The sequence below is a fragment of the Arthrobacter sp. 1088 genome, assembly GCF_031455315.1.
In the GTDB taxonomy this organism is placed as follows: Bacteria; Actinomycetota; Actinomycetes; order Actinomycetales; family Micrococcaceae; genus Arthrobacter.
On sequence record NZ_JAVDSM010000005.1, the window covers coordinates 163,446 to 182,002 of the forward strand.

The following is an 18,557-nucleotide window of genomic DNA, read 5'->3' on the forward strand; positions in this document are numbered from 1 at the left end:
TCGCCCTGGAACCCCGCGGAACCCCGTTAGGTCTGCGGGATGGAGTACGCAGTAAGTGGGCAGGAACGTCGGATCGTCTGCGTTAACGGGTGCTGGCGGCCGCGGGAACGCGGCCGCCAGCCTATGTTTTCCGGTGACGGGAGTGAGTGTCACCGGAACCTATGGGGCGCCTGATTCAGAAAATCAGCGCCGGTCGAACGTCAGCCCGCCGGGCACCTGGAACGTCGGCATGAGCTCAAGCATGCCCACGTTGACGTGGCGCGGCGTTTCGATCGCGTAATCCAGGGCATTGACGATGTCGTCGGTGGTCAGCGACTCATAGCCCTCGTAGTAGGTCTTCCAGGCTTCTTCCATTGCCTCGGGCGTACCGCCCATGTTGCGCCCGAAGATCTCGGTTTCCACCCGTCCCGGGCAGATCTCGGTAACGCGGATCCGCTTACCCACGGTGTCGTTTCGGAGTTGGCGGGAGATTTGGTGCACGGCCGCCTTCGTGGCGTGATAGACGGTGTGGCCGTAGAAGTTGTAGACGCCGGCAATCGAGCTGATGTTGATGACGTGGCCGAGATCGCGCTCCACCATACCGGGCAGGACCAGGCGCGTGAGCTGCAGCAGGCCGCGGAGGTTCACGTCCACGAGCTCGTCGATGTCCTCTTCGGACGAGTCCAGGATGTTGCCCGGCCGGGACACTCCGGCGCAGTTCACCAGGACGTCCACCTTGAGTCCGCTTACGACGGCGGCCAGCGCGGTTGTGTCGGTCAGGTCCACCACATGCGGGACTGCTCCGGTGCGGTCGGCCAGTTCCGCAAGGCGTTCCTCGTTGCGGGCCACGGCGTGGACAGTCAGGCCGCGCTTGGCGAGGCGTTCAGCGATGGCTGCACCCATACCGGTCGAAGCTCCGGTGACGAGGGCGGTGGTGTAGTCGGAAAAAGACATTGGTCCTCCAAAAGGTGGGGATTGGTAGGGGCTCTTACGTCCAGCCACGTGGCCGGACGTAAGAGCCGGAGGTCAGTGATGGCTAGGCGTCACGCAGCGGTTCGTGGGCGCGGTCCTTGACGGTGCTGACGGCGATCAGCGTGCCCAAGGCCGTGATCACTGCGTAGAAGGCCGGCATGTAGATGTTCCCCGTGGATGAAATCAGCCAGGTCATGAGCAACGGAGCCGTGCCGCCGAACAGCGCAGAGGAGATGTTGTAGCCAAGGCCGTAAGCGGAGTAGCGGACCCGGGTGGGGAACAGTTCAACGATGAGGATGTGGATGACGGCGGTGTGGCCGGCGAAAACGACTGCCATGATGCAGGCGCCGAGGATTGCGAGGCCCATTTCACCGGTTGCAATGAGGGCGTAGGAGGGGATGCCGAGGACAGCCATGGCGATTGCGGACCCGGCGATGACCTTCTTGCGTCCAACACGGTCCGAGAGGGCACCCATGAAGGGGATGGCAATACAGATGACCACCAGGCTGCAGGCAGTCACCAGAAGGGCTTGGCCGATAGTGAAGTTCAGCTGCTTGCCCTTGAGGAACGTGGGCATGTAGGAGAAGAGGACGTAGTAGCCGGAGCCGTTCATGAGCGGAATGAAGAGGGCCAGGAGCATGGCACGGCGGTGCTCGGCGGATTTGAAGGCTTCCTTCAGCGGGTTCTTGGAGAGTCCGCCCTCTTCCTTGAGCTTTACGAAGTTGGGGGTATCGGCGATGGCCTTGCGGATGTACCAGCCGATGATGCCCATGGGGATGGCAACGAGGAACGGGATGCGCCATGCGAACGAACCGAAGCCACCGCCGTCGATCGCTGCCTGGGTGAGCCACGGCGACATGGAGAACGCCACGAGCGTACCGGTAAGCAGCGCTGCGAAGGAGGCGATCTGGGCGTATGACGTGATGACACCGCGCTTGCCTTCAGGGGCGTGCTCGGCAAGGAAGGTCATGGCGCCGGCAGCTTCGCCACCAACGGAGAAGCCCTGCAGCATGCGCAGGAGCACCAGCAGGATCGGCGCGGCAATGCCAATGGCCGCATATGGCGGCAAGAGCCCGATGCCTGCCGTGGCAACACTGATCAGGAGAATCACAAAGACCAGTAGCTTTTGCCTGCCGATCCGGTCTCCGAGGTAGCCACAAACAACAGCGCCGAGGGGTCGAACGAAGAACGAGACCGCGTAACCGGCAAACACGAAGAGCAGTGCATTGTCCGGGTTGCCGGGGGCCAGGAAGACCAGGGCCAGCGTTCCCGCCATGAAGGCGAAAATGCCGTTGTCGTAGAGTTCCACGAAGATGCCAACACAACCTGCGGTGACAACCTTGCGGGTTTGGCGGCCCGTGAGCCGCTCATGCTGCGCTGGCGCAGCGTTGGTGCTTGCGGTCATGACTTTTCCTTACTGAGATGAGCGTAGCAACGCCTACTGGTATGACGACAGGGTTTTAGCTGCATGCCGCAACTGGTAGGTCCTGCCACTGGGGTCGGCATCCGATACCGAGAAGTCCGAAGACGGTGTTGACGGATTCGCGGAGGGTTTCCAGTTGGGCCCGCGAGCGCCTGTGGGCGGCAGTTGCTTCTGCCACTGTGGTTTTCCGAAAACGGACTTTGTCCCCTGGCCTTGCTTGGGCCAGGACGTCCAGTCCGGTGCTGGTTGCTACTGCAAGTACGGGATACCCGGCGGTGACGCCTCGTCCCCGGTGCAGTACCAGCAACTCTTCCCGTGAGGGAACCTCGACGGCGCCCACTGGCACTCCGCGGGACAGCACCTCACCGCTGGAAGTTCTTTCGGGAAGTTCTCCGCCGAGCCGCAGGCCGATGTGGTTGCTGCGGCCACTGACGGCGTATTCCGAGGTGAAGAGCAGTTCACCGGATTCGCCAAATTCGGCGACATCCGGCCCATCGGTCACATCGACCAACAGATCTGTTCCCATGCTTGGCCGTTCAAGGCCCAGCCTGAAGAGTGGAAGGTCAAAGTACGGCTGGCGTACCGGGCCAACGCTCCTACGTGTGGGGAGCGTGGTTCCTTCCCGAAGCTGAAGTCCGAATCCCACCACGGTGTCCGGTGCGCAGCTGCCTAGCAGAGTTTCGGCTTCCAGCGAGCCGTGGATAGCCAGGTAGGCGCGGAGCCCGCGGTGGATTCCGCGGATGGACACTGTTTCCCCTGCCCGGACGGACACCGGTTCCCACTGACTGCACGGTCGTCCACCGACCGTGAGCGTGAGCGGGGCACCGGTGACGGCAATCAGGATGTCGGCGTCGGCCTTCATCCGAAAATCAAGGGCCGTGATCTCCACCAGGGGATCGTTGTCCGGATTGCCGGCCAGGATATTGGCGGCCCGGGCCGAGTACTGGTCCAGGGCGCCGTTGACCGGTAGCCCGAAACGCGGTCCGCGGGTCCTGCCGAGGTCTGTGACCACGGAGTTGCCCGGCTGCTGGATCAGGATTGCCCCGCTCATGGCTGCACCTCCAACTCCAGTGGCTCCAATTCCACCCCAGCGAAGGTGTGGAAGTCCTCCGCGCGGATCTGGCGGAACCTGAGGATGTCGCCTGGCTTGTACGGGACCAGCGGTTCGCGCCGGATATTCAGTACGGACAACGGGGTCTGGCCGATGACGCACCAGCCGCCCGGGGCAACAGCAGGCGCGATAACTGCCTGGCGCCCGGCCACCGCCACGGCCCCCGCAGGCACGCTGAGCCGGGGATCCTTCAAACGCGGGACGGGCTTGGGGAACACGGGTCCGTCCATCATGGGCGAGCCCGCAGGCGCACCCAGGCAGCGGACTCTGTAGGTCTTTTCGGTGTGGAGGCGGATGACCTCGTCCACTGGGATGCCCTGGTGCTCAGCAACACGCACCAAATCCGGGCCGTATTCGCCGCCGTAAACCACGGGGACATCGAACTCCCGGGGCGCCCTCTGCGACCCGCCCGCGTGGGCGATCTCCAGGAGCCCGAGCCTGACGAACGCGCGAACCTGGCGGGCGGAAACCAGGATGGGATCGAACTCAACCAGCACGGAGTCGTACGTAGGAACCGCACCGTGAAGGCCCTCGGCGCCGCAGCTTTCCAGCCAGTCGGCCAAGCTGTGGACGGTCAGCCAGTTGTCTTCGCTGGCCTCCGAGATCGCCACGACGCGCAGTGCGGAGTCTCCGGATTCGTAGATCTCGGTCGGAGCCGTTGAGAGTACGGACATGTCAGGCCGCCTTCCTCTTGGCGTCCATGACCTCGGCCAGCGGGGCGACGCGCACGCCGGCGGAGACGAGCTCCGAGCGGATCAGACGGGCAAGTTCCACCGCACCGGGGTTATCGCCGTGGAGGAGGACGGTGTCGACATCGATATCCATGTCCACGCCGTTGGCGCAGCGGATCTTGCCTTCGACAACCATGCGCAGGGTCCGCTCCACGATCTCTGCCGGTTCGTGCAAGACGGCGCCCGGCTGGCTCCGGGGAACCAACGTGCCGTCTTCCTGATAGCCACGGTCCACGATGCCAACGATTGCCACGTCCAGTCCCGCGTTGCGCGCTGCCCTGGCCAGTTCGCCTTCTTGCGCCACCACCATGAGCTCGTTGTCCACAGAGGCAGCGGCTTCCACCACGGCCTGTGCATAGTCGGCGCGGACGGCCACGAGGTTGCCCAGCCGGCCGTGAGGAGCAATGTGGGTGACCTTGGTGCCGTGGAAGGCGGCAAAGCCGTTCAGGGCGCCGAGCTGGTAGAGCACATCGTTCTGTACTTCCTGAGCAGTCAGGCCCATGTCACGGCGACCAAAGCCACGCAGGTCCGGGAAGCTCGGGTGGGCGCCGATGCCTACGCCGCGGCGAACGCATTCAGCAACAGTGGAGGCCATGATGTCGGGATCACCGGCGTGGAACCCGCATGCGATATTGGCGCTTGTGACGATCTCCAGGAGCTCGGAATCGTCGCCAATGGTGTAGGCGCCGAATCCCTCTCCAAGATCCGCTACAAGATCAATTGTCGGGTTCACGTGGTTCTCTTTCCGTGGTTTTGCATTCAAGTCCGGGAAGGGCATAAATAATCCGCTCGAGGATTAGTTGAATTCCCGGGAATGTCTGACGCTTATGGATTCCAAAGCGTTGCCTGAAGTTCTTCCCAAAAGTCTCGCACCGGTCAACCACGTTGCACAAAGACCTAATAGCTATCCCGTGATAGCTCTCCGTTATGACCTGCACCACCCTGTACTGTGGCAGGGGTCCCAGTGCTGCCCCGGATAGAATTTCCTTATGGCATGCCACCCGGGGACGTGGCTCTCTAGGAAGGCAGATCATGGACACACGAAAGCTTTCATACTTCGTGCAGATCGTTGATTCGGGAAGCATTACCAAGGCCGCCGCCGCCCTGCACGTTGCCCAGCCTGCTCTCAGCCAGCAAGTATCCGCACTGGAGAACGACCTCAAACAGCGGCTCCTGATCCGGAGCAAGCAAGGTGTTGAGCCGACCGCAGCCGGGCATACGCTATACCGCCATGCCCAGTCGATCCTGCGCCTGGTTGAGCAGGCCCGGCAGGACGTTGCCACCTCCGGAGCTGCACCCTCCGGCAGGGTCTCCATCGCGATCGCGCCCTACAGCATGGCCTCCAGCCTGACGCCCCAGATCATCAGGGAAGTGGGACGGCGTTACCCGGATATCGTGGTCCACCTGACAGAGATTTTTGGCGGCGTGTTGAGCGAAGCCATCAAGAACGGCCGCCTCGACATGGCCCTCATCTACGAGCCTGGCAAAATCCGCGGCGTACAGTTCACCACCATGATTGTTGAGGACCTGCACCTGGTGGTGCACCCGGACGTGGACCTTGCCCTCGGCAAAGACGGCAAGGACACCATCACGCTCGCGGAAGCGAGCACGGTGGGACTCTTCCTTCCGGAGAAGAACCACACCCTTCGGCAGCTCATTGAGAAGGGCCTGGCCGACCAGGACCTGCCGCTCCGCCTGGTGGGGGAAGTGGAGTCTGTCCCTTCGCTGATCCGGCTTATCCGAGCGAACCTGGGCGGCACTGTCCTACCCAAATCCGCTGCCGACGCCCTCTTCCCGGATCAGGATTTCAAGGTGTTGCGCATCATCGAGCCTGGCCTGCAGAGCAAGATCGCCCTCTGCACTCCGGACCACGAGCCCCTCTCTGAAGCCGCCTCGGCCGTGCTCCTGGTGGTCAAGGAGATGCTGCACCAACAACTGATCAACAAGTACGGAACCGACCCCGTGCAGCTGCCGGCCCATCCATAACAAAGCCTTATCCGGACAGTCAGCTTTGGTCTTATTCAATGCCGTTTTAATTTCCTATTATCGAATTAGCAAGAAATTCGAAAGCAGCTCACGGATTCCGCGGGCAAGTTCAAAGGAAAAAACGGTGAAAAAGATCAGCACGGCCGGATGGGTTTCCAATCCAACCCGCGGAACGCTAAGCGCACGAACCGGATTTCACTGCCCACGGAATGGTTTTTGGCGTCCGATCGGTGGCATTGGTGAACCATTGTTCGTCTTCGAAGGAAGCCTGATGCCCGCCCACGCCGGCAACAGCATCGAATGGCACCTCGTGGACACCCGCCCCGGACACTCCGGACTTGACTGACCCACCCGTCCCAAGCTTCCCGCGAAACCCGGCCAGCCGCCGTCGTACATCAACAAAAGCCGTAGCACCTTAAGGCGCCCTGCCACGGGCAAGGCGCCTTTATCATGCCCAAAAAGGCACGCCAAAGGGCCGGACGCAACGCCTTCCAACACGCGCGACCGGCCCTTTGCGGACAGTTAGTCTTCGACCAGGAGGCCCTTCTCCTTGAGCTTCTCTGTCAGGCCGCAGAGCTCGATGGTGTTGCCGCCGTCGTGGTACAGCTTGATGAGTTCGCGCTCGTGGTCGTCGCGGGCCTGGGACAGTGCGATGACCTCCTCGGCCTCCTCACGACGGACAACCACCACGCCGTCGGCGTCACCGCGGAGGATGTCGCCGGGGTAGATGATTTCGTCGCCGAAGACGATGGGGTGGTTGATCGGGCCGAGGGTTTCCTTGACTGTGCCCTTGATGCTGACGCTGCCGGAGAACACGGGCAGGCCGAGTTCGATCAGGTCCTGGGTGTCCCGCACGCCGGAATCGGTGACCATCGCGGCGATGCCCTTTGCCTTCATGGCGTTGCCCAGGACGTCGCCGAACGTGCCGGCCTCGGTCATTTCCTGCGCCCCTACCAGGACGACGTCGCCTGCCTGGGCGTAGTGGATGGCGACCTGAAGCATGAGGTTGTCCTGCGGCGCACAAGCGACGGTAACGGCCGGGCCGCAGAAAGACATGGAACGGTCGATCGGTTTGATCCTGGAACTCAACGCGCCGCGGCGGCCCTGTGCTTCATGGATGGTCGCTGAGGAAAAGGCAGCGAGGCGGCTGACGACGTCGGCATCAGGGCGCTCGAACTTGGTCTTAACGTGGATCATATGAGGGATCTTTCTGTGGGGCCTGGGACAGGGCGTTGACGGCGTCGCGGATTGAGTCCACGCCGGCGTTGATGGTCTCCAGCGAGGTGGCGAAGGAGATCCGGAAGTAAGGGCCCAAGCCGTAGGCCGAGCCCTGGATGACGGCCACGCGGGCCGCGTCCAGCAGGTAGAGCGTGAAGTCCTGGTCGTTCTCGATGACCTTGCCATCGGGTGCGGTTTTGCCGATAACGCCGCTGCAGTTCACGTACGCGTAGAAGGCGCCTTCCGCCGGAGCGACAGATAGTCCATTGATGGCGTTGAGACCTTCGACGGCGGCGTCCCGGCGCTTGCGATACACCTCCACGCTGTCGCGGACGAAGGACTGGTCGCCGTTCAGCGCCGCTGTTGCTGCGGCCTGGCTGATGGACGAGGGGCACGAGGATGTCTGCGATTGCAGCTTGTTCATTGCCGCGATCAAGGGCGCCGGACCCACACCGTAGCCGAGCCGCCAGCCAGTCATGGCGTAAGCCTTCGAGACGCCGTTGACCAAGAGGATGCGCTCCTTGAGCGCCGGCGCGGCGGTGACCAGGCTGGTGACACGGCCATCACCGAAGTGGATTTCGTCGTAGATCTCGTCGGTGAGAATGAAGACGTGCGGGTGCTCCTCAAGGACCGCCCCCAGTGCCCGTAGTTCCTCGCGTGAGTAAACGGCGCCGGTCGGGTTGGATGGCGCGTTGAGGATGAGCCATTTGGTCTTGGGGGTGATGGCTCGTTCCAGGGCGGCCGGAGTGAGTTTAAAACCGGTATCTTCTCCGCACGCGACGATCACAGGGGTGCCGTCGTTGGCGAGGACCATATCAGGGTAGGAAACCCAGTACGGCGCGGGGACGATCACTTCGTCGCCTTCGTTGAGCGAGGCCATCAGGGCAACGTAGAGGACCTGCTTGGCACCGCCGCCGATGGTCAGCTGATTGGGCTCATAGTGATGCCCGGTGTGGTTCTCGATCTTGCGGAGGATTGCGGTCTGCAGCTCGGGCGTACCGGTCACCGAGGTGTACTTGGTCTCCCCGGCGTTGATCGCTTCGATGGCGGCAGCCTTGATGTGGTCCGGGGTGTCGAAGTCCGGTTCGCCGACGGTCAGGTCCATGATCGGGATGCCTTCAGCTTTCAGTTCGCGGACGCGGGCGGCGGCGGCGACGCTCGCTGAGGACTTGATGCGGGTGACCCTCGACGCCGGCACGTAGTCGGACATGTCTCCTCCAGGAATGTGGAACTCAGGACGCGCGGATTCGCGTATCCCCTTTTTCGAGACTAGGGATCCGCGGGCGCTGTGGATAAGACCTAATGTGCGTGGATCAATAAGGGACTCTTATGACGCGCTTACATGCACTTTGCTTATGGGTTCACGCGGTATTGGTATTTCCTCCGGCGGCTGAAGGATGCCTAGATTCATAGCTCAGAAGTGTTCGCCACTCGTCGGAAAGGAGCCCATGCGAGCCGCAACCGTTTCCGTTCAAGGCCGGTCAGCCACCGGCCGCTACACCTACCGGGCCAAGGCGTCACGGTCAGAAGCCCCGTCTCATGCAGCGGCCAAAGGTGAGCGCGCCAGGCTCGCCCATGCACTTGCAGCGCATCGCCAGCTCCTGTCCCATGCTTCCAGCGCCATCAGGACCCTGACCGCGGCGCGGAACGACATGATCGCCCAAGCCTTGGAAGACGGGCTGACCTTGACCACAGTTGCCGCAGTCACCGGGGAGAACCTGCGGACTGTCCGGACCATCGGTTTGGCTTATGACGACCTCCACGCGAGCGGAGTCCCCCGCGACGCGCACGTGGCCCGGTTGAAGGCCAAGAGTGACGAGTTGAAAGCAGCTGGACTACATCGTGACCGGATCACGGAGGCACGCGAGGCCCTGATCGTCATGGCTTTCCGCACCCAGGTTTTCGATGACCTCGAACTCGCCTCGTTGACCGGGCTCACTCCTGACCACATCCGACGGGCATCCCGGGGCCTTGCGCGGTCGGCGTAGCGCGACGCTCCGTCGGAGTCCCACTGCCGGCCCGCTAACTGGGAAGGAACGTAAGCGCCCACCGTTGAACCCACGAGTCGTGGAGGGTAGAACGGAGGCATGACCGACGTGAACTCCTGGATGAGCCAATATATCCGCGCGTGGACCTCGAATGAGCCCGATGACATCCGGGCGTTGTTCACTGAGGACGCCATCTACTACGACAGGCCGAACACTGAATCACCGTGGAACGGCCATGAAGAAATCGTGAAAGCATGGTTGGACGCGGGCGACACGCCCGACGATTGGACCTTCGAGTGGACGCTCCTTGGCCAGGACGGTGACACGGCTTTCGTCCAGGCCGTGACCACCTACCTCAACGGCGAGCCTACCTACGACAACCTTTGGGTCATCCGCTTTGCGCAGGATGGTCGTGCGCGCGAATTCACCGAGTGGTACATGGCCAGGAAGGAATCAACGCCCGACGCCGAGCCCGACACTACAACCGGGGAAGTGGCTCAGTAGCTGTCGCGCTCCGCCGTTTCGGACACAGGAATGAATGTCGAGGCGAACCCTTCCGAGGCGCGGGCCAGAACAGCAACATCGGCGCCCACCAGCACAAAGGAGGCACCGGCGTCGAGATAGGCGCGGGCGGTGGACTCATTGAAGGCATTGACGCCGGCTGGTTTGCCGGCCGCTTTGGCGGCTTCAAGGCAATGCTCGACGACGGCCCTCACCAAGGGATTTTCCTGCTGTCCCAGCAAACCCATGGAGGCCGCGAGGTCCGAGGGGCCAAGGAAGATGCCGTCCACGCCGTCGACAGCCAGGATTTCCTCCACTGCCGAAGCCGCTGCCTCGGATTCGATTTGCACTGTGAGGCTGATCGATTCTGAAGCAGCAGCAAGGTAATCAGGAACGCGGTTCCAGCGTGACGCCCTGGCCAAGGCGGAACCCACACCACGTACGCCCAGCGGCGGATAGCGGACGGCTGCCACTGCGGAAGCGGCCTCGAACGCAGAATTCACCATGGGAATCAGGAGATTCTGCACTCCGAGGTCAAGGTATTGCTTGATCACCACCGTGTCGTTGACCGGCGGCCGGACCATGGCCTGCACGGGGTAGCCACTCACGGCATGGAGTTGCGCAAGGATCGATTCGAGGCCATTGGGGCTGTGCTCGGCATCGATCAACAGCCAGTCCAGCCCGGATCCCGCACACACCTCAGCCACCAACGGGCTACCGGAACAAACCCACATGCCAGCCAACGGACGGTCAGCCTCTGAGAGGGCCGAATAGAAGGTGGGGCTCAGTCGAAATTGCATGTCACGACTCCCAACGGTCCGTAGTCCGCGTGCACGGTATCACCTTTGTACACCCACAAGGGCCGGGTAAACGAGCCCGCAAGAATAATATCTCCGGCCTTCATTGAGTCCCCGTGCGCGGCGATTTTGTTGGCCAGCCAGTGCACCCCGTTGGCGGGATGATCCAGCACTCCGGCGGCTACTCCGGTCTCTTCCACGGTCTGGTTTTTGTAGAGAATCGCAGAGACCCAGCGGAGATCGACGGCGTCGGGACGCACTGGTCGGCCACCTATCACCATGGCCCCCATCGCTGCATTGTCCGAGATGGTGTCCACGATGGTCCGGCCCTCCATTTCGATCCTGGAGTCCAGGATTTCGAGGGCCGGAACCACGTAGTCGGTGGCATTGAGGACATCGAAAATCGTGCAGCCCGGGCCTTTGAGCCCGTCCTTCAGCACGAAGGCGAGCTCCACCTCCACGCGGGGGTGCGTGTACTGGTCCCATTGCACGGAGCACCCGGTTTCCAGCACCATGTCATCGAAGATCGCCCCGTAATCCGGTTCGGTGATGCCCGTGGCTGCCTGCATGGCTTTGGACGTGAGGCCGATCTTCCGCCCCACCAACGTGCGACCGGCTTCCTCGTTCCGTCGACGCCACAGCTGCTGCACGGCGTAGGAATCCTCCACCGTCATGTCAGGGTAGCGGGCGGTGAGGCGCGGAACCGGCTTGCGGTTCCGGCCGGCTTCGAGCAGTTCGTCGGCAATTGCTTCGATCGTCTTCGCGTCCATCATGGTTTAGACCTGCGCCCCCAACTTGAAGCCTTCAGCGGCCTCACCCGCGGCGCCTTCCGGCCGGGTGTAGGAGAATCCGTCGGCGCCCACCGTGACGGCCATTTCGGATTTCTCTTCGCGTTCGATGACGGGCTGGGGGTTGCCGTCCAGGTCCAGGACCAGGGAGGCTTCGGTGTACCAGGACGGGACGACGGGGTTGCCCCACCAGTCGCGGCGCTGGTTGTCGTGGACGTCCCAGGTGACGGTGGGGTTGTCCGGATCGCCGGTGTAGTAGTCCTGGGTGTAGATCTCCACGCGGTGGCCGTCCGGGTCCAGGATGTAGAGGTAGAACGCGTTGGACACGCCGTGGCGTCCGGGTCCACGTTCGATGCGGTCGGAGATGCGCAGGGCGCCCATCTTGTCGCAGATCTGGATGATGTTGTGCTTCTCGTGCGTGGAGAAGGCGATGTGGTGCAGGCGGGGTCCGTTGCCGCCCGTCAACGCAGTGTCGTGCACGGTCTGCTTCCGGTGCATCCACGCGGCGTAAGTGACGCCGTCGGAGTCCTTGATGTCTTCCGAGACACGGAAGCCGAGGTCTTCCAGGTACTTGCGGCCGCGCGGGACGTCCGGGGTCACCTGGTTGAAGTGGTCCAGGCGGACCAGCTCGCCGGCGGAGTAGAGGTCATAGCGCTGGGTGAGGCGCTCCACGTGCTCAACGTCGTAGAAGAACTCGTACGGGAAGCCCAGCGGGTCCTCCACGCGGACGGAATCGCCCACGCCCTTGGTGAAGCCCTCCTTGCGGCGCTCAACCCGGCAACCGAGTTCGCGGTAATACGCTTCAGCGGCGTCAACCTCGGCCGGGGACTTCACCCGGTAAGCGAAGGCGGCTGCTGCGGCGACCGGGCCCTTGCGGAGGACCAGGTTGTGGTGGATGAACTCCTCGAAGGAGCGCAGGTAGATGGTGTTCTCGTCTTCCTCGGTGACGTGCAGGCCGAGCAGGTCGACGTAGAACGCGCGGGACTTGGCGAGGTCCGTGACCACGAGTTCAAGGTAGGCGCAGCGGACGATGTCCGGAGCCGGGACCGTGGGTGTGGGGATGGGGCCGGTGAAGGGGTTGCTCATGGTGGTCTCTCTTCGTTGAAAGGGTTCTTGTGGGGACCCAACTGAGTCGCAGTAGATGCCGTTTTGGGGGTTCAAAACGCGCACTATTGCGACCTAGTTGGGTACTAGGCGCCGAACTTGGGCGTATGAACGGAGCCGAGCGTGATGTGCACAGCCTGCTGGTCGGTGTAGAAATCGATGGAACGGTAGCCGCCCTCGTGGCCCAGGCCGGAAGCTTTGACGCCACCGAACGGGGTGCGGAGGTCGCGGACGTTGTGGCTGTTCAGCCACACCATGCCGGCTTCCACGTTCTGGGAGAAGTTGTGGGCCCGGGTCAGGTTCTGCGTCCAGATGTAGGCCGCCAGGCCGTACTTCGTGTTGTTCGCCAAGGCGAGGGCTTCGTCGTCGTTCTCGAACGGCGTGATGGCCACGACGGGACCGAAGATTTCCTCCTGGAAGATCCGCGCATCAGGCGCGACGTCGGCAAACACCGTGGGTGCGATGTAGTTGCCTTCGGGCAGGTGGTCGGGTCGGCCCCCGCCAGCGAGGAGCCGACCTTCGGACTTGCCGATCTCCACGTACGACGCCACCTTTTCGTAGTGCTCCGGGTGGACCAGCGCACCGACCTGGGTCTTGGGATCGTGCGGGTCACCCACCACGATGTTCTTGGCCCGGGCGGCGTACTTTTCGCAGAATTCGTCGTAGATGGCCCGCTCGACGAGGATGCGCGAGCCGGCCGTGCAGCGTTCGCCGTTGAGGGAGAACACACCGAACAGGGCCGAGTCAATGGCAGCGTCCAGGTCGGCGTCCGCGAAAACGACGCACGGGGACTTCCCGCCGAGCTCCATGGACAGGCCCTTGAGGTTTGCCGCGGCGTTGCGGAAGATCGTCTGCCCCGTGGTGGTCTCGCCAGTGAAGGAGATCAGCGGCACGTCAGGGTGCTTCACCAGGGCGTCACCGGCTTCCTCGCCCAGGCCGTTGACCAGGTTGAACACGCCATCGGGCAGGCCCGCGTCCTTGAAAATGGTTGCCCACAGAGACGCGGACAAAGGCGTGAACTCGGCAGGCTTCAACACGACGGTGTTGCCGGTGGCCAGGGCCGGGGCGAGTTTCCAGGACTCGAGCATGAAAGGAGTGTTCCACGGCGTGATCAAGCCCGCGACGCCGATCGGCTTGCGGTTCACGTAGTTGATCTGTGAGCCGGGGACCTTCATGGCGTCGTCGAACTGTGCCACGATCAGGTCCGCGAAGAAGCGGAAGTTCTCGGCTGAACGCAACGCCTGGCCCTTCGCCTGCGTGATCGGCAGGCCCGTATCAAACGTCTCCAGCTCCGCGAGGCGCTCTTCCTGGGCTTCCACGGCGTCGGCGATCCTGTTCAGCACACGGGCACGTTCGCGCGGCTTCATCCTCGGCCACGGACCGTTGACGAACGCTTCGCGCGCGGCGGCGACGGCAAGGTCGATGTCTTCCTTCTGACCAGCCGCGGCCGTGGCGTAGTTCTGGTTGGACACCGGGTCCAGGACATCGAAGGTCTTGCCCGACACCGAGTCAACGAACTCACCGTTGATGAAGTGCTGGATGTGCGTGGGCAGGTTCTCGGGAACGTAATGCTTTGCTGTTGTTTCTACAGGGGTCGTCATCGTTGTCTTCCTCTTTCATCCAACGCGGGGTCACTTATGGCCCATGTGCGGTGCGTTTATGGGCCGTAAGTGACCCCGGGTTGCTTTTAGTTGGTGGTGGCCAGGTATGCGTCGAGGGTGGCGGCGCGGTGTCGTCGGGCTGCTTTTTCGATCGTGTCTGCGTCCGCTCCTGTTTCGATGAGCTGGAGCAGCGCCTCGTGTTCGCGCACCGATTCCTGGGCGCGGCCGGGAACGAAGCGAAACGTGGAGGACCTCAGGGAGGCCAGCCGGTTCCATCCACGATGTACCAGGTCCAGGATGTGCGGATTGGGGCAGTGCTCAAACAAGACACTGTGGAAGTCCTGGTTCAAAGCAGTGAAACGAACCGGATCGAAGTGCTCAAGGCATTCCCGCATTTCCTCGTTCACGGCGCGGGCCCGTGCGATCGCAACGGAATCAATCAACGGTGCGGACAACGCGGTGGCCGCACCCTCCACGATGCTTAGGGTCTGCATGGTGTACAGGTACTCGGTGGGATCAATTCCGGAGACGGTGGCGCCAACGTTCCGCTCGAACTTCACCAGGCCTTCGGCTTCCAAACGGCGGATCGCTTCCCGCACGGGGACCACACTGAAGCCCAGATCCTCGGCAATCTTCGCGAGCACCAGCCGGTAACCCGGCGTGTAGACGCCTTCCACGATCCTGGCCTTGACAGCGTCATACGCCTGTTGCGACTTGCTTTGGGCAGCGGCGCTTTCGACGGCGGTTTCAGTCACCTTGGGCTCCTTCCGGGACTTGCCGGCCCTGCCACTGCGCTGCAACCCATTTCTCGTAGCGTGCCTGCCATTCCTTGTTCATCGGGTAAAGTCCATCCACGCTGTTCCCTTCCTTGACCATCTGGAAGATGAATGCCTCTTCCTTTTCCTGCTCGATGCAGTCATCCACCAGTTCCTCGGCGATGCCTGGCGGGATCACCAGGATGCCGTCCGAATCGGCAACGATGATGTCGCCGGGCTGCACCGTGGCTCCGCCGCAGGCAATGGTGATGTCCGTATCCCAGGGAATGTGCCGGCGACCCAGGACTGCCGGATGCGGATTCGCGAAATACGTTGGCATCTCCAGCTCGGCCACTGCTGAGTAGTCGCGGACCCCACCGTCGGTGATGATCGCAGCGGCTCCACGCACCTGGGCACGCAGCGCGAGGATGTCGCCAACGGTGCCGGTGCCCTTCTCCCCGCGGGCCTCCATCACGAGGATTTCGCCTTCATTCACGGAATCAATCGCGCGTTTCTGTGCATTGAATCCGCCGCCGTGGGTCTTGAACAGATCCTCACGGTTGGGCACATAACGCAGGGTCCGGGCGAGGCCCACTACTTTGCGGTCCGGGCGGGTGGCCTGCAGGCCGTCGATGCTTACGTTGTTCAGTCCGCGCTTGCGGAGCTGCGAAGAAAGCGTGGCCGTTGCGACGCTTTCCAGCTTCGCCTTCAGCTCGGGCGTCAGGACGGAGACGTCAGCAGGGAGCCCCGCAGCTTCACGGGATCCGTATGCCTCTTCCCGCTGGGTGTCATCAGTCTTGGGCTTGGCACCAAAGTCCGCGAACGGCGTCGTGCCTTCCGTTACTTTGGTGGTCAGGCGGCCGCTGCTGAAGCTACCGCCACTGACCTCAACCTCGACGACGTCACCAGGCTTGGCAACCGACGCGCCGGCCGGGGTTCCGGTGAGGATGATGTCGCCCTCTTCGAGCGTGAGCAGCTGGGAGAGGTCCGCGACGAGTTGGGTGAACGGGAAGAGCAGGTCTTCGGTGGTGTCGTCCTGGACGAGGTCGCCGTTGTGCCAGGTGCGGATCCGCAGGGCCGCGGGATCGACCGCGTCGGCGGGGATCAGCGCGGGACCCACGGGCGTGAACCCGTCGCCTCCCTTTGACCGGACGTTGGAGCCCTTGTCCGCATAACGGAGGTCGTAGACACCCAGATCGTTGGAAGCGGTCACCCACTCGACGTGGCTCCAGGCGTCCTCGAGGCCAACGCGGCGTGCAGACTTGCCGATGACCAACGCAATCTCGCCCTCGTAGCCCAGCAGTTCACAGCCGACCGGACGTTCAACAGTGCCGGGAGCATCAGCGGAGCCGAGCGCCAGGGACGTGGACGGCTTCAGGAAGTACGACGGCTGCCCGGGAGTACGCCCGCGCTGCGCTGCACGGCTGGGGTAGTTGATGTGGACGGCAATGACTTTGCGCGTACGGGCCAGCATGTCCTGGCTGACTTCCCCGGTCCGAAACTCCAGTGTCACGGCGCCTCCTCTTGTAAATATCTGATCGAACATCCATCAAGTACGAAATCGTATACGATAACTATTGCCCTTGAAGCGCAAGTCGTCAACCCCCTTTCCCAAACGCATTCATCCGGCCATAGTGGTTGTTTTGAGCCCCAAAGCAGGGAAGGAAGTACGTGCCGGAAAAGAACGACCTCCAGTTGCTCAGGTTTGCCAACGGTTCCGAATGGGAGTCATGGCTCGCCGCGAACTACGAAAAAAGGGCCGAAGCCTGGCTCGTGATCGGCAAGAAGAACGCCGGTGCCCAACTACTCAGCATTGGGGAGGCCCTGGACGGCGCCCTGTGTTTCGGCTGGATCGACGGGCAGCGCCAAGGCAATGACGACTCGACTTTCCTGCAGCGATACTCCCGGCGCCGGCCGCGAAGCTCATGGTCACAAGTGAACGTCGGCAAGGCGGAGGCGTTGATCGAATCCGGTCGCATGCATCCTGCGGGATTGGCTGAAATCGACGCCGCAAAGGCTGATGGCCGCTGGGAAGCTGCCTACGTTTCCCAGGCCAACGCGGAGGTTCCGGAAGACCTCGAGGCCGCCTTGGCCAGCAACCCAGCAGCCCGCGAAGCATTCGAAAGCCTCGGGAAGACGCAGCGTTACCTCATCATCCTGCAGTTGCTCAAGGCCCGCACGGCGGACTCACGAGCCAAGGCAATGGCACGTTGCCTTGGGAAGCTGATGGGGGAAGCGTAATTTCTGCTGGATCGGCGCGCACATGACGAGGCGGCCTGCCAAATCATCCATCAAGAAATGCGTGCATCCCCTGCATGGACTCCCGTAGGGTACCCGCATGGACATCATCCTGGTACCTGGTTTCTGGTTGGACGCGTCATCATGGGCGGAGGTGACGCCGCCCCTTGTCGCAGCCGGGCACTCGGTTCACCCCATCACACTTCCCGGTCTGGAGTCCGTTGACGCGCCACGCGCCGGGATTGGCCTTCGCACACATATCGACGCCGTGGTGGACAAGGTGGATTCCCTCGGCGGCGATGTGGTCCTGGTGGGCCATTCCGGCGGGGGCGCAATCATCCACGGCGTTGTCGACGCCCGTCCGGATCGCGTGGATCGGGCCATCTATGTGGACAGCGGACCGCTGGGTGAGGGCGGCGTGATCAACGACGAACTGCCCGACGACGGCGACGAAATCCCCCTCCCGCCCTGGGAAGGTTTTGAAGATGCGGATCTCATCGACCTGACTGACGACCTCAAGGAAGGTTTCCGTGCACGGGCCATCCCCGAACCGAAGGGCGTTGCCTTCGACCAACAACACCTTCACGATGTCCGGCGCTATGACGTCCCGGCCACCATCATCGCCTGCCAGTTCCCATCATCACTGCTTCAGGAGTGGATGGATGCCGGGCACCCGTTCACCGAGGAACTCGCGCGGATCCGGGACGTTGACTTCATCGACCTACCCACCGGACACTGGCCACAGTTCACCAAGCCACGTGAACTGGGCGAAGCCATCCTGTCGGCCGTCGAGCGCGCGAAATAGCGCTCGACGGCGCGCGTGCCCGTAATGGGTCAGGGCTTGGCGGGCGTGTTGGTAGCGGGCCCTTCCGGCGCTGCACCGCCTTCGTCCGTCCAATCGCTTCCTGTCTGATCGTCGAGTGCAGGATCGGATACTACGTCCGACCTGACCGGCGGCGTTGAGGTGGAAGCCGGAGCGGAAGCAGAAGCAGAAGAACCCGTGCTGGAGTTGCCCTGGTGCCCGGACTTTGTCTCCAGGATGCCCGGAAACATGGTCTCCGCCTTCTCCAGGAGCTTCTTGCCCGCGGCGTACAGATTGTCCAGGATGTCCGGGACTGATTCCTGGACGGTTTCGGTGGCGTGATGGACGTTCTCTTGAACCTCCGGATTCTTCCAGACCTTTTGGGCGCCTCCGCGAACGCGCCGATACACCTCCGGCCAAGACTTGGACCCCCACACATAGCCAACAGCGATGCCGGCGGCGAACAATGCTTTCCCTTTCACAGGACCCACTCCTTTCGAGGTGCTATTCCTACGACACTAGTCCGGCCTTCACCCACTGTCACGTGTGCTTTCAAGGGCGGA

Annotated in this window: 20 protein-coding genes; 6 read left to right on the forward strand and 14 right to left on the reverse strand. The window is 62.7% G+C overall.

The features are described 5' to 3' along the window. Positions 1-183 precede the first annotated feature (183 nt). The 5 genes from J2Y41_RS09435 to J2Y41_RS09455 all read right to left on the reverse strand — a co-directional run bounded on the left by J2Y41_RS09435 (position 184) and on the right by J2Y41_RS09455 (position 4,949). A complete protein-coding gene (locus J2Y41_RS09435; RefSeq protein ID WP_224093172.1) occupies positions 184-933 on the reverse strand; it encodes an SDR family oxidoreductase in 750 nt (249 codons plus the stop codon). Positions 934-1,015: 82 nt separating this feature from the next. Continuing rightward, complete coding sequence (locus tag J2Y41_RS09440) at positions 1,016-2,356, reverse strand: MFS transporter (protein ID WP_223934937.1); 1,341 nt, start codon at positions 2,354-2,356, stop codon at positions 1,016-1,018. 55 nt (positions 2,357-2,411) lie between these two features. Next, positions 2,412-3,425, reverse strand: coding sequence for an allophanate hydrolase (locus tag J2Y41_RS09445; RefSeq protein ID WP_309928202.1), 1,014 nt, complete (start codon positions 3,423-3,425; stop codon positions 2,412-2,414). Next, on the reverse strand, positions 3,422-4,159 hold the full coding sequence (locus J2Y41_RS09450; RefSeq protein WP_309928203.1) for a carboxyltransferase domain-containing protein: 738 nt from the start codon (positions 4,157-4,159) through the stop codon (positions 3,422-3,424). The genes J2Y41_RS09445 and J2Y41_RS09450 overlap by 4 nt, the downstream gene beginning before the upstream one ends. Before the next feature lies 1 nt (position 4,160). Further along, on the reverse strand, positions 4,161-4,949 hold the full coding sequence (locus tag J2Y41_RS09455) for a 5-oxoprolinase subunit PxpA (RefSeq protein ID WP_309928204.1): 789 nt from the start codon (positions 4,947-4,949) through the stop codon (positions 4,161-4,163). A gap of 299 nt (positions 4,950-5,248) precedes the next feature. Between J2Y41_RS09455 and J2Y41_RS09460 the strand changes: the two genes are divergently transcribed. Continuing rightward, a complete protein-coding gene (locus tag J2Y41_RS09460) occupies positions 5,249-6,202 on the forward strand; it encodes a LysR substrate-binding domain-containing protein (protein WP_224165727.1) in 954 nt (317 codons plus the stop codon). A gap of 124 nt (positions 6,203-6,326) precedes the next feature. Next, complete coding sequence (locus J2Y41_RS09465) at positions 6,327-6,548, forward strand: hypothetical protein (RefSeq protein WP_309928205.1); 222 nt, start codon at positions 6,327-6,329, stop codon at positions 6,546-6,548. A 176-nt stretch (positions 6,549-6,724) separates the two neighbouring features. Here J2Y41_RS09465 and J2Y41_RS09470 read toward each other — a convergent pair whose 3' ends face one another. Both J2Y41_RS09470 and J2Y41_RS09475 read right to left on the reverse strand, forming a co-directional pair. Next, positions 6,725-7,399 (reverse strand): 4-carboxy-4-hydroxy-2-oxoadipate aldolase/oxaloacetate decarboxylase, encoded by a 675-nt coding sequence (locus J2Y41_RS09470; RefSeq protein WP_309928206.1) that lies wholly within the window; start codon positions 7,397-7,399, stop codon positions 6,725-6,727. After that, complete coding sequence (locus J2Y41_RS09475) at positions 7,386-8,630, reverse strand: aspartate transaminase (protein ID WP_309928207.1); 1,245 nt, start codon at positions 8,628-8,630, stop codon at positions 7,386-7,388. Before J2Y41_RS09475 ends, J2Y41_RS09470 begins: the two co-directional genes overlap by 14 nt. Before the next feature lie 238 nt (positions 8,631-8,868). Here J2Y41_RS09475 and J2Y41_RS09480 point away from each other — a divergent pair, with 238 nt between their 5' ends. Both J2Y41_RS09480 and J2Y41_RS09485 read left to right on the forward strand, forming a co-directional pair. Next, positions 8,869-9,408: a hypothetical protein gene (locus J2Y41_RS09480; RefSeq protein WP_309928208.1), complete on the forward strand. Its 540-nt coding sequence runs from the start codon at positions 8,869-8,871 to the stop codon at positions 9,406-9,408. 99 nt (positions 9,409-9,507) lie between these two features. Continuing rightward, complete coding sequence (locus J2Y41_RS09485; RefSeq protein ID WP_309928209.1) at positions 9,508-9,912, forward strand: nuclear transport factor 2 family protein; 405 nt, start codon at positions 9,508-9,510, stop codon at positions 9,910-9,912. Here the strand turns inward: J2Y41_RS09485 and J2Y41_RS09490 are convergent. The 6 genes from J2Y41_RS09490 to J2Y41_RS09515 all read right to left on the reverse strand — a co-directional run bounded on the left by J2Y41_RS09490 (position 9,906) and on the right by J2Y41_RS09515 (position 16,467). After that, complete coding sequence (locus J2Y41_RS09490; protein ID WP_309928210.1) at positions 9,906-10,709, reverse strand: HpcH/HpaI aldolase/citrate lyase family protein; 804 nt, start codon at positions 10,707-10,709, stop codon at positions 9,906-9,908. The genes J2Y41_RS09485 and J2Y41_RS09490 overlap by 7 nt on opposite strands. Beyond that, complete coding sequence (gene hpaH, locus J2Y41_RS09495) at positions 10,694-11,479, reverse strand: 2-oxo-hept-4-ene-1,7-dioate hydratase (RefSeq protein WP_309928211.1); 786 nt, start codon at positions 11,477-11,479, stop codon at positions 10,694-10,696. The genes J2Y41_RS09490 and hpaH overlap by 16 nt, the downstream gene beginning before the upstream one ends. A gap of 3 nt (positions 11,480-11,482) precedes the next feature. Next, positions 11,483-12,580, reverse strand: a complete 1,098-nt coding sequence (gene hpaD, locus J2Y41_RS09500; RefSeq protein ID WP_309928212.1) for a 3,4-dihydroxyphenylacetate 2,3-dioxygenase — start codon at positions 12,578-12,580, stop codon at positions 11,483-11,485. 104 nt (positions 12,581-12,684) lie between these two features. Further along, positions 12,685-14,199 carry a 5-carboxymethyl-2-hydroxymuconate semialdehyde dehydrogenase gene (gene hpaE / locus J2Y41_RS09505; RefSeq protein ID WP_224093157.1) on the reverse strand — a complete coding sequence of 505 codons (1,515 nt, stop codon included), beginning with the start codon at positions 14,197-14,199 and terminating at the stop codon, positions 12,685-12,687. An 86-nt stretch (positions 14,200-14,285) separates the two neighbouring features. Beyond that, a complete protein-coding gene (locus J2Y41_RS09510) occupies positions 14,286-14,954 on the reverse strand; it encodes a GntR family transcriptional regulator (protein WP_309928213.1) in 669 nt (222 codons plus the stop codon). Further along, entirely contained in the window at positions 14,947-16,467 is a 1,521-nt protein-coding gene (locus J2Y41_RS09515; protein ID WP_309928214.1) for a fumarylacetoacetate hydrolase family protein, read from the reverse strand. The genes J2Y41_RS09510 and J2Y41_RS09515 overlap by 8 nt, the downstream gene beginning before the upstream one ends. A gap of 158 nt (positions 16,468-16,625) precedes the next feature. On the opposite strand from J2Y41_RS09515, the gene J2Y41_RS09520 reads away from it, so the two are divergent. Together J2Y41_RS09520 and J2Y41_RS09525 are read left to right on the forward strand one after the other, a co-directional pair. Further along, positions 16,626-17,195 carry a YdeI/OmpD-associated family protein gene (locus J2Y41_RS09520; RefSeq protein WP_309928215.1) on the forward strand — a complete coding sequence of 190 codons (570 nt, stop codon included), beginning with the start codon at positions 16,626-16,628 and terminating at the stop codon, positions 17,193-17,195. Positions 17,196-17,292: 97 nt separating this feature from the next. Next, positions 17,293-17,997 carry an alpha/beta hydrolase gene (locus tag J2Y41_RS09525; RefSeq protein WP_309928216.1) on the forward strand — a complete coding sequence of 235 codons (705 nt, stop codon included), beginning with the start codon at positions 17,293-17,295 and terminating at the stop codon, positions 17,995-17,997. A gap of 29 nt (positions 17,998-18,026) precedes the next feature. Here J2Y41_RS09525 and J2Y41_RS09530 read toward each other — a convergent pair whose 3' ends face one another. Then, a complete protein-coding gene (locus J2Y41_RS09530; RefSeq protein WP_224165735.1) occupies positions 18,027-18,476 on the reverse strand; it encodes a hypothetical protein in 450 nt (149 codons plus the stop codon). Positions 18,477-18,557: the final 81 nt, after the last annotated feature.

Bases quoted from the DNA above. Each gene is read 5' to 3' on its own strand.
- J2Y41_RS09435 (WP_224093172.1), bottom strand. From the start codon at position 933: ATGTCTTTTTCCGACTACACCACCGCCCTCGTCACCGGAGCTTCGACC.
- J2Y41_RS09440 (WP_223934937.1), bottom strand. From the start codon at position 2,356: ATGACCGCAAGCACCAACGCTGCGCCAGCGCAGCATGAGCGGCTCACG.
- J2Y41_RS09445 (WP_309928202.1), bottom strand. From the start codon at position 3,425: ATGAGCGGGGCAATCCTGATCCAGCAGCCGGGCAACTCCGTGGTCACA.
- J2Y41_RS09450 (WP_309928203.1), bottom strand. From the start codon at position 4,159: ATGTCCGTACTCTCAACGGCTCCGACCGAGATCTACGAATCCGGAGAC.
- J2Y41_RS09460 (WP_224165727.1), top strand. From the start codon at position 5,249: ATGGACACACGAAAGCTTTCATACTTCGTGCAGATCGTTGATTCGGGA.
- J2Y41_RS09470 (WP_309928206.1), bottom strand. From the start codon at position 7,399: ATGATCCACGTTAAGACCAAGTTCGAGCGCCCTGATGCCGACGTCGTC.
- J2Y41_RS09475 (WP_309928207.1), bottom strand. From the start codon at position 8,630: ATGTCCGACTACGTGCCGGCGTCGAGGGTCACCCGCATCAAGTCCTCA.
- J2Y41_RS09480 (WP_309928208.1), top strand. From the start codon at position 8,869: ATGCGAGCCGCAACCGTTTCCGTTCAAGGCCGGTCAGCCACCGGCCGC.
- J2Y41_RS09485 (WP_309928209.1), top strand. From the start codon at position 9,508: ATGACCGACGTGAACTCCTGGATGAGCCAATATATCCGCGCGTGGACC.
- J2Y41_RS09490 (WP_309928210.1), bottom strand. From the start codon at position 10,709: ATGCAATTTCGACTGAGCCCCACCTTCTATTCGGCCCTCTCAGAGGCT.
- hpaH (WP_309928211.1), bottom strand. From the start codon at position 11,479: ATGATGGACGCGAAGACGATCGAAGCAATTGCCGACGAACTGCTCGAA.
- hpaD (WP_309928212.1), bottom strand. From the start codon at position 12,580: ATGAGCAACCCCTTCACCGGCCCCATCCCCACACCCACGGTCCCGGCT.
- hpaE (WP_224093157.1), bottom strand. From the start codon at position 14,199: ATGACGACCCCTGTAGAAACAACAGCAAAGCATTACGTTCCCGAGAAC.
- J2Y41_RS09525 (WP_309928216.1), top strand. From the start codon at position 17,293: ATGGACATCATCCTGGTACCTGGTTTCTGGTTGGACGCGTCATCATGG.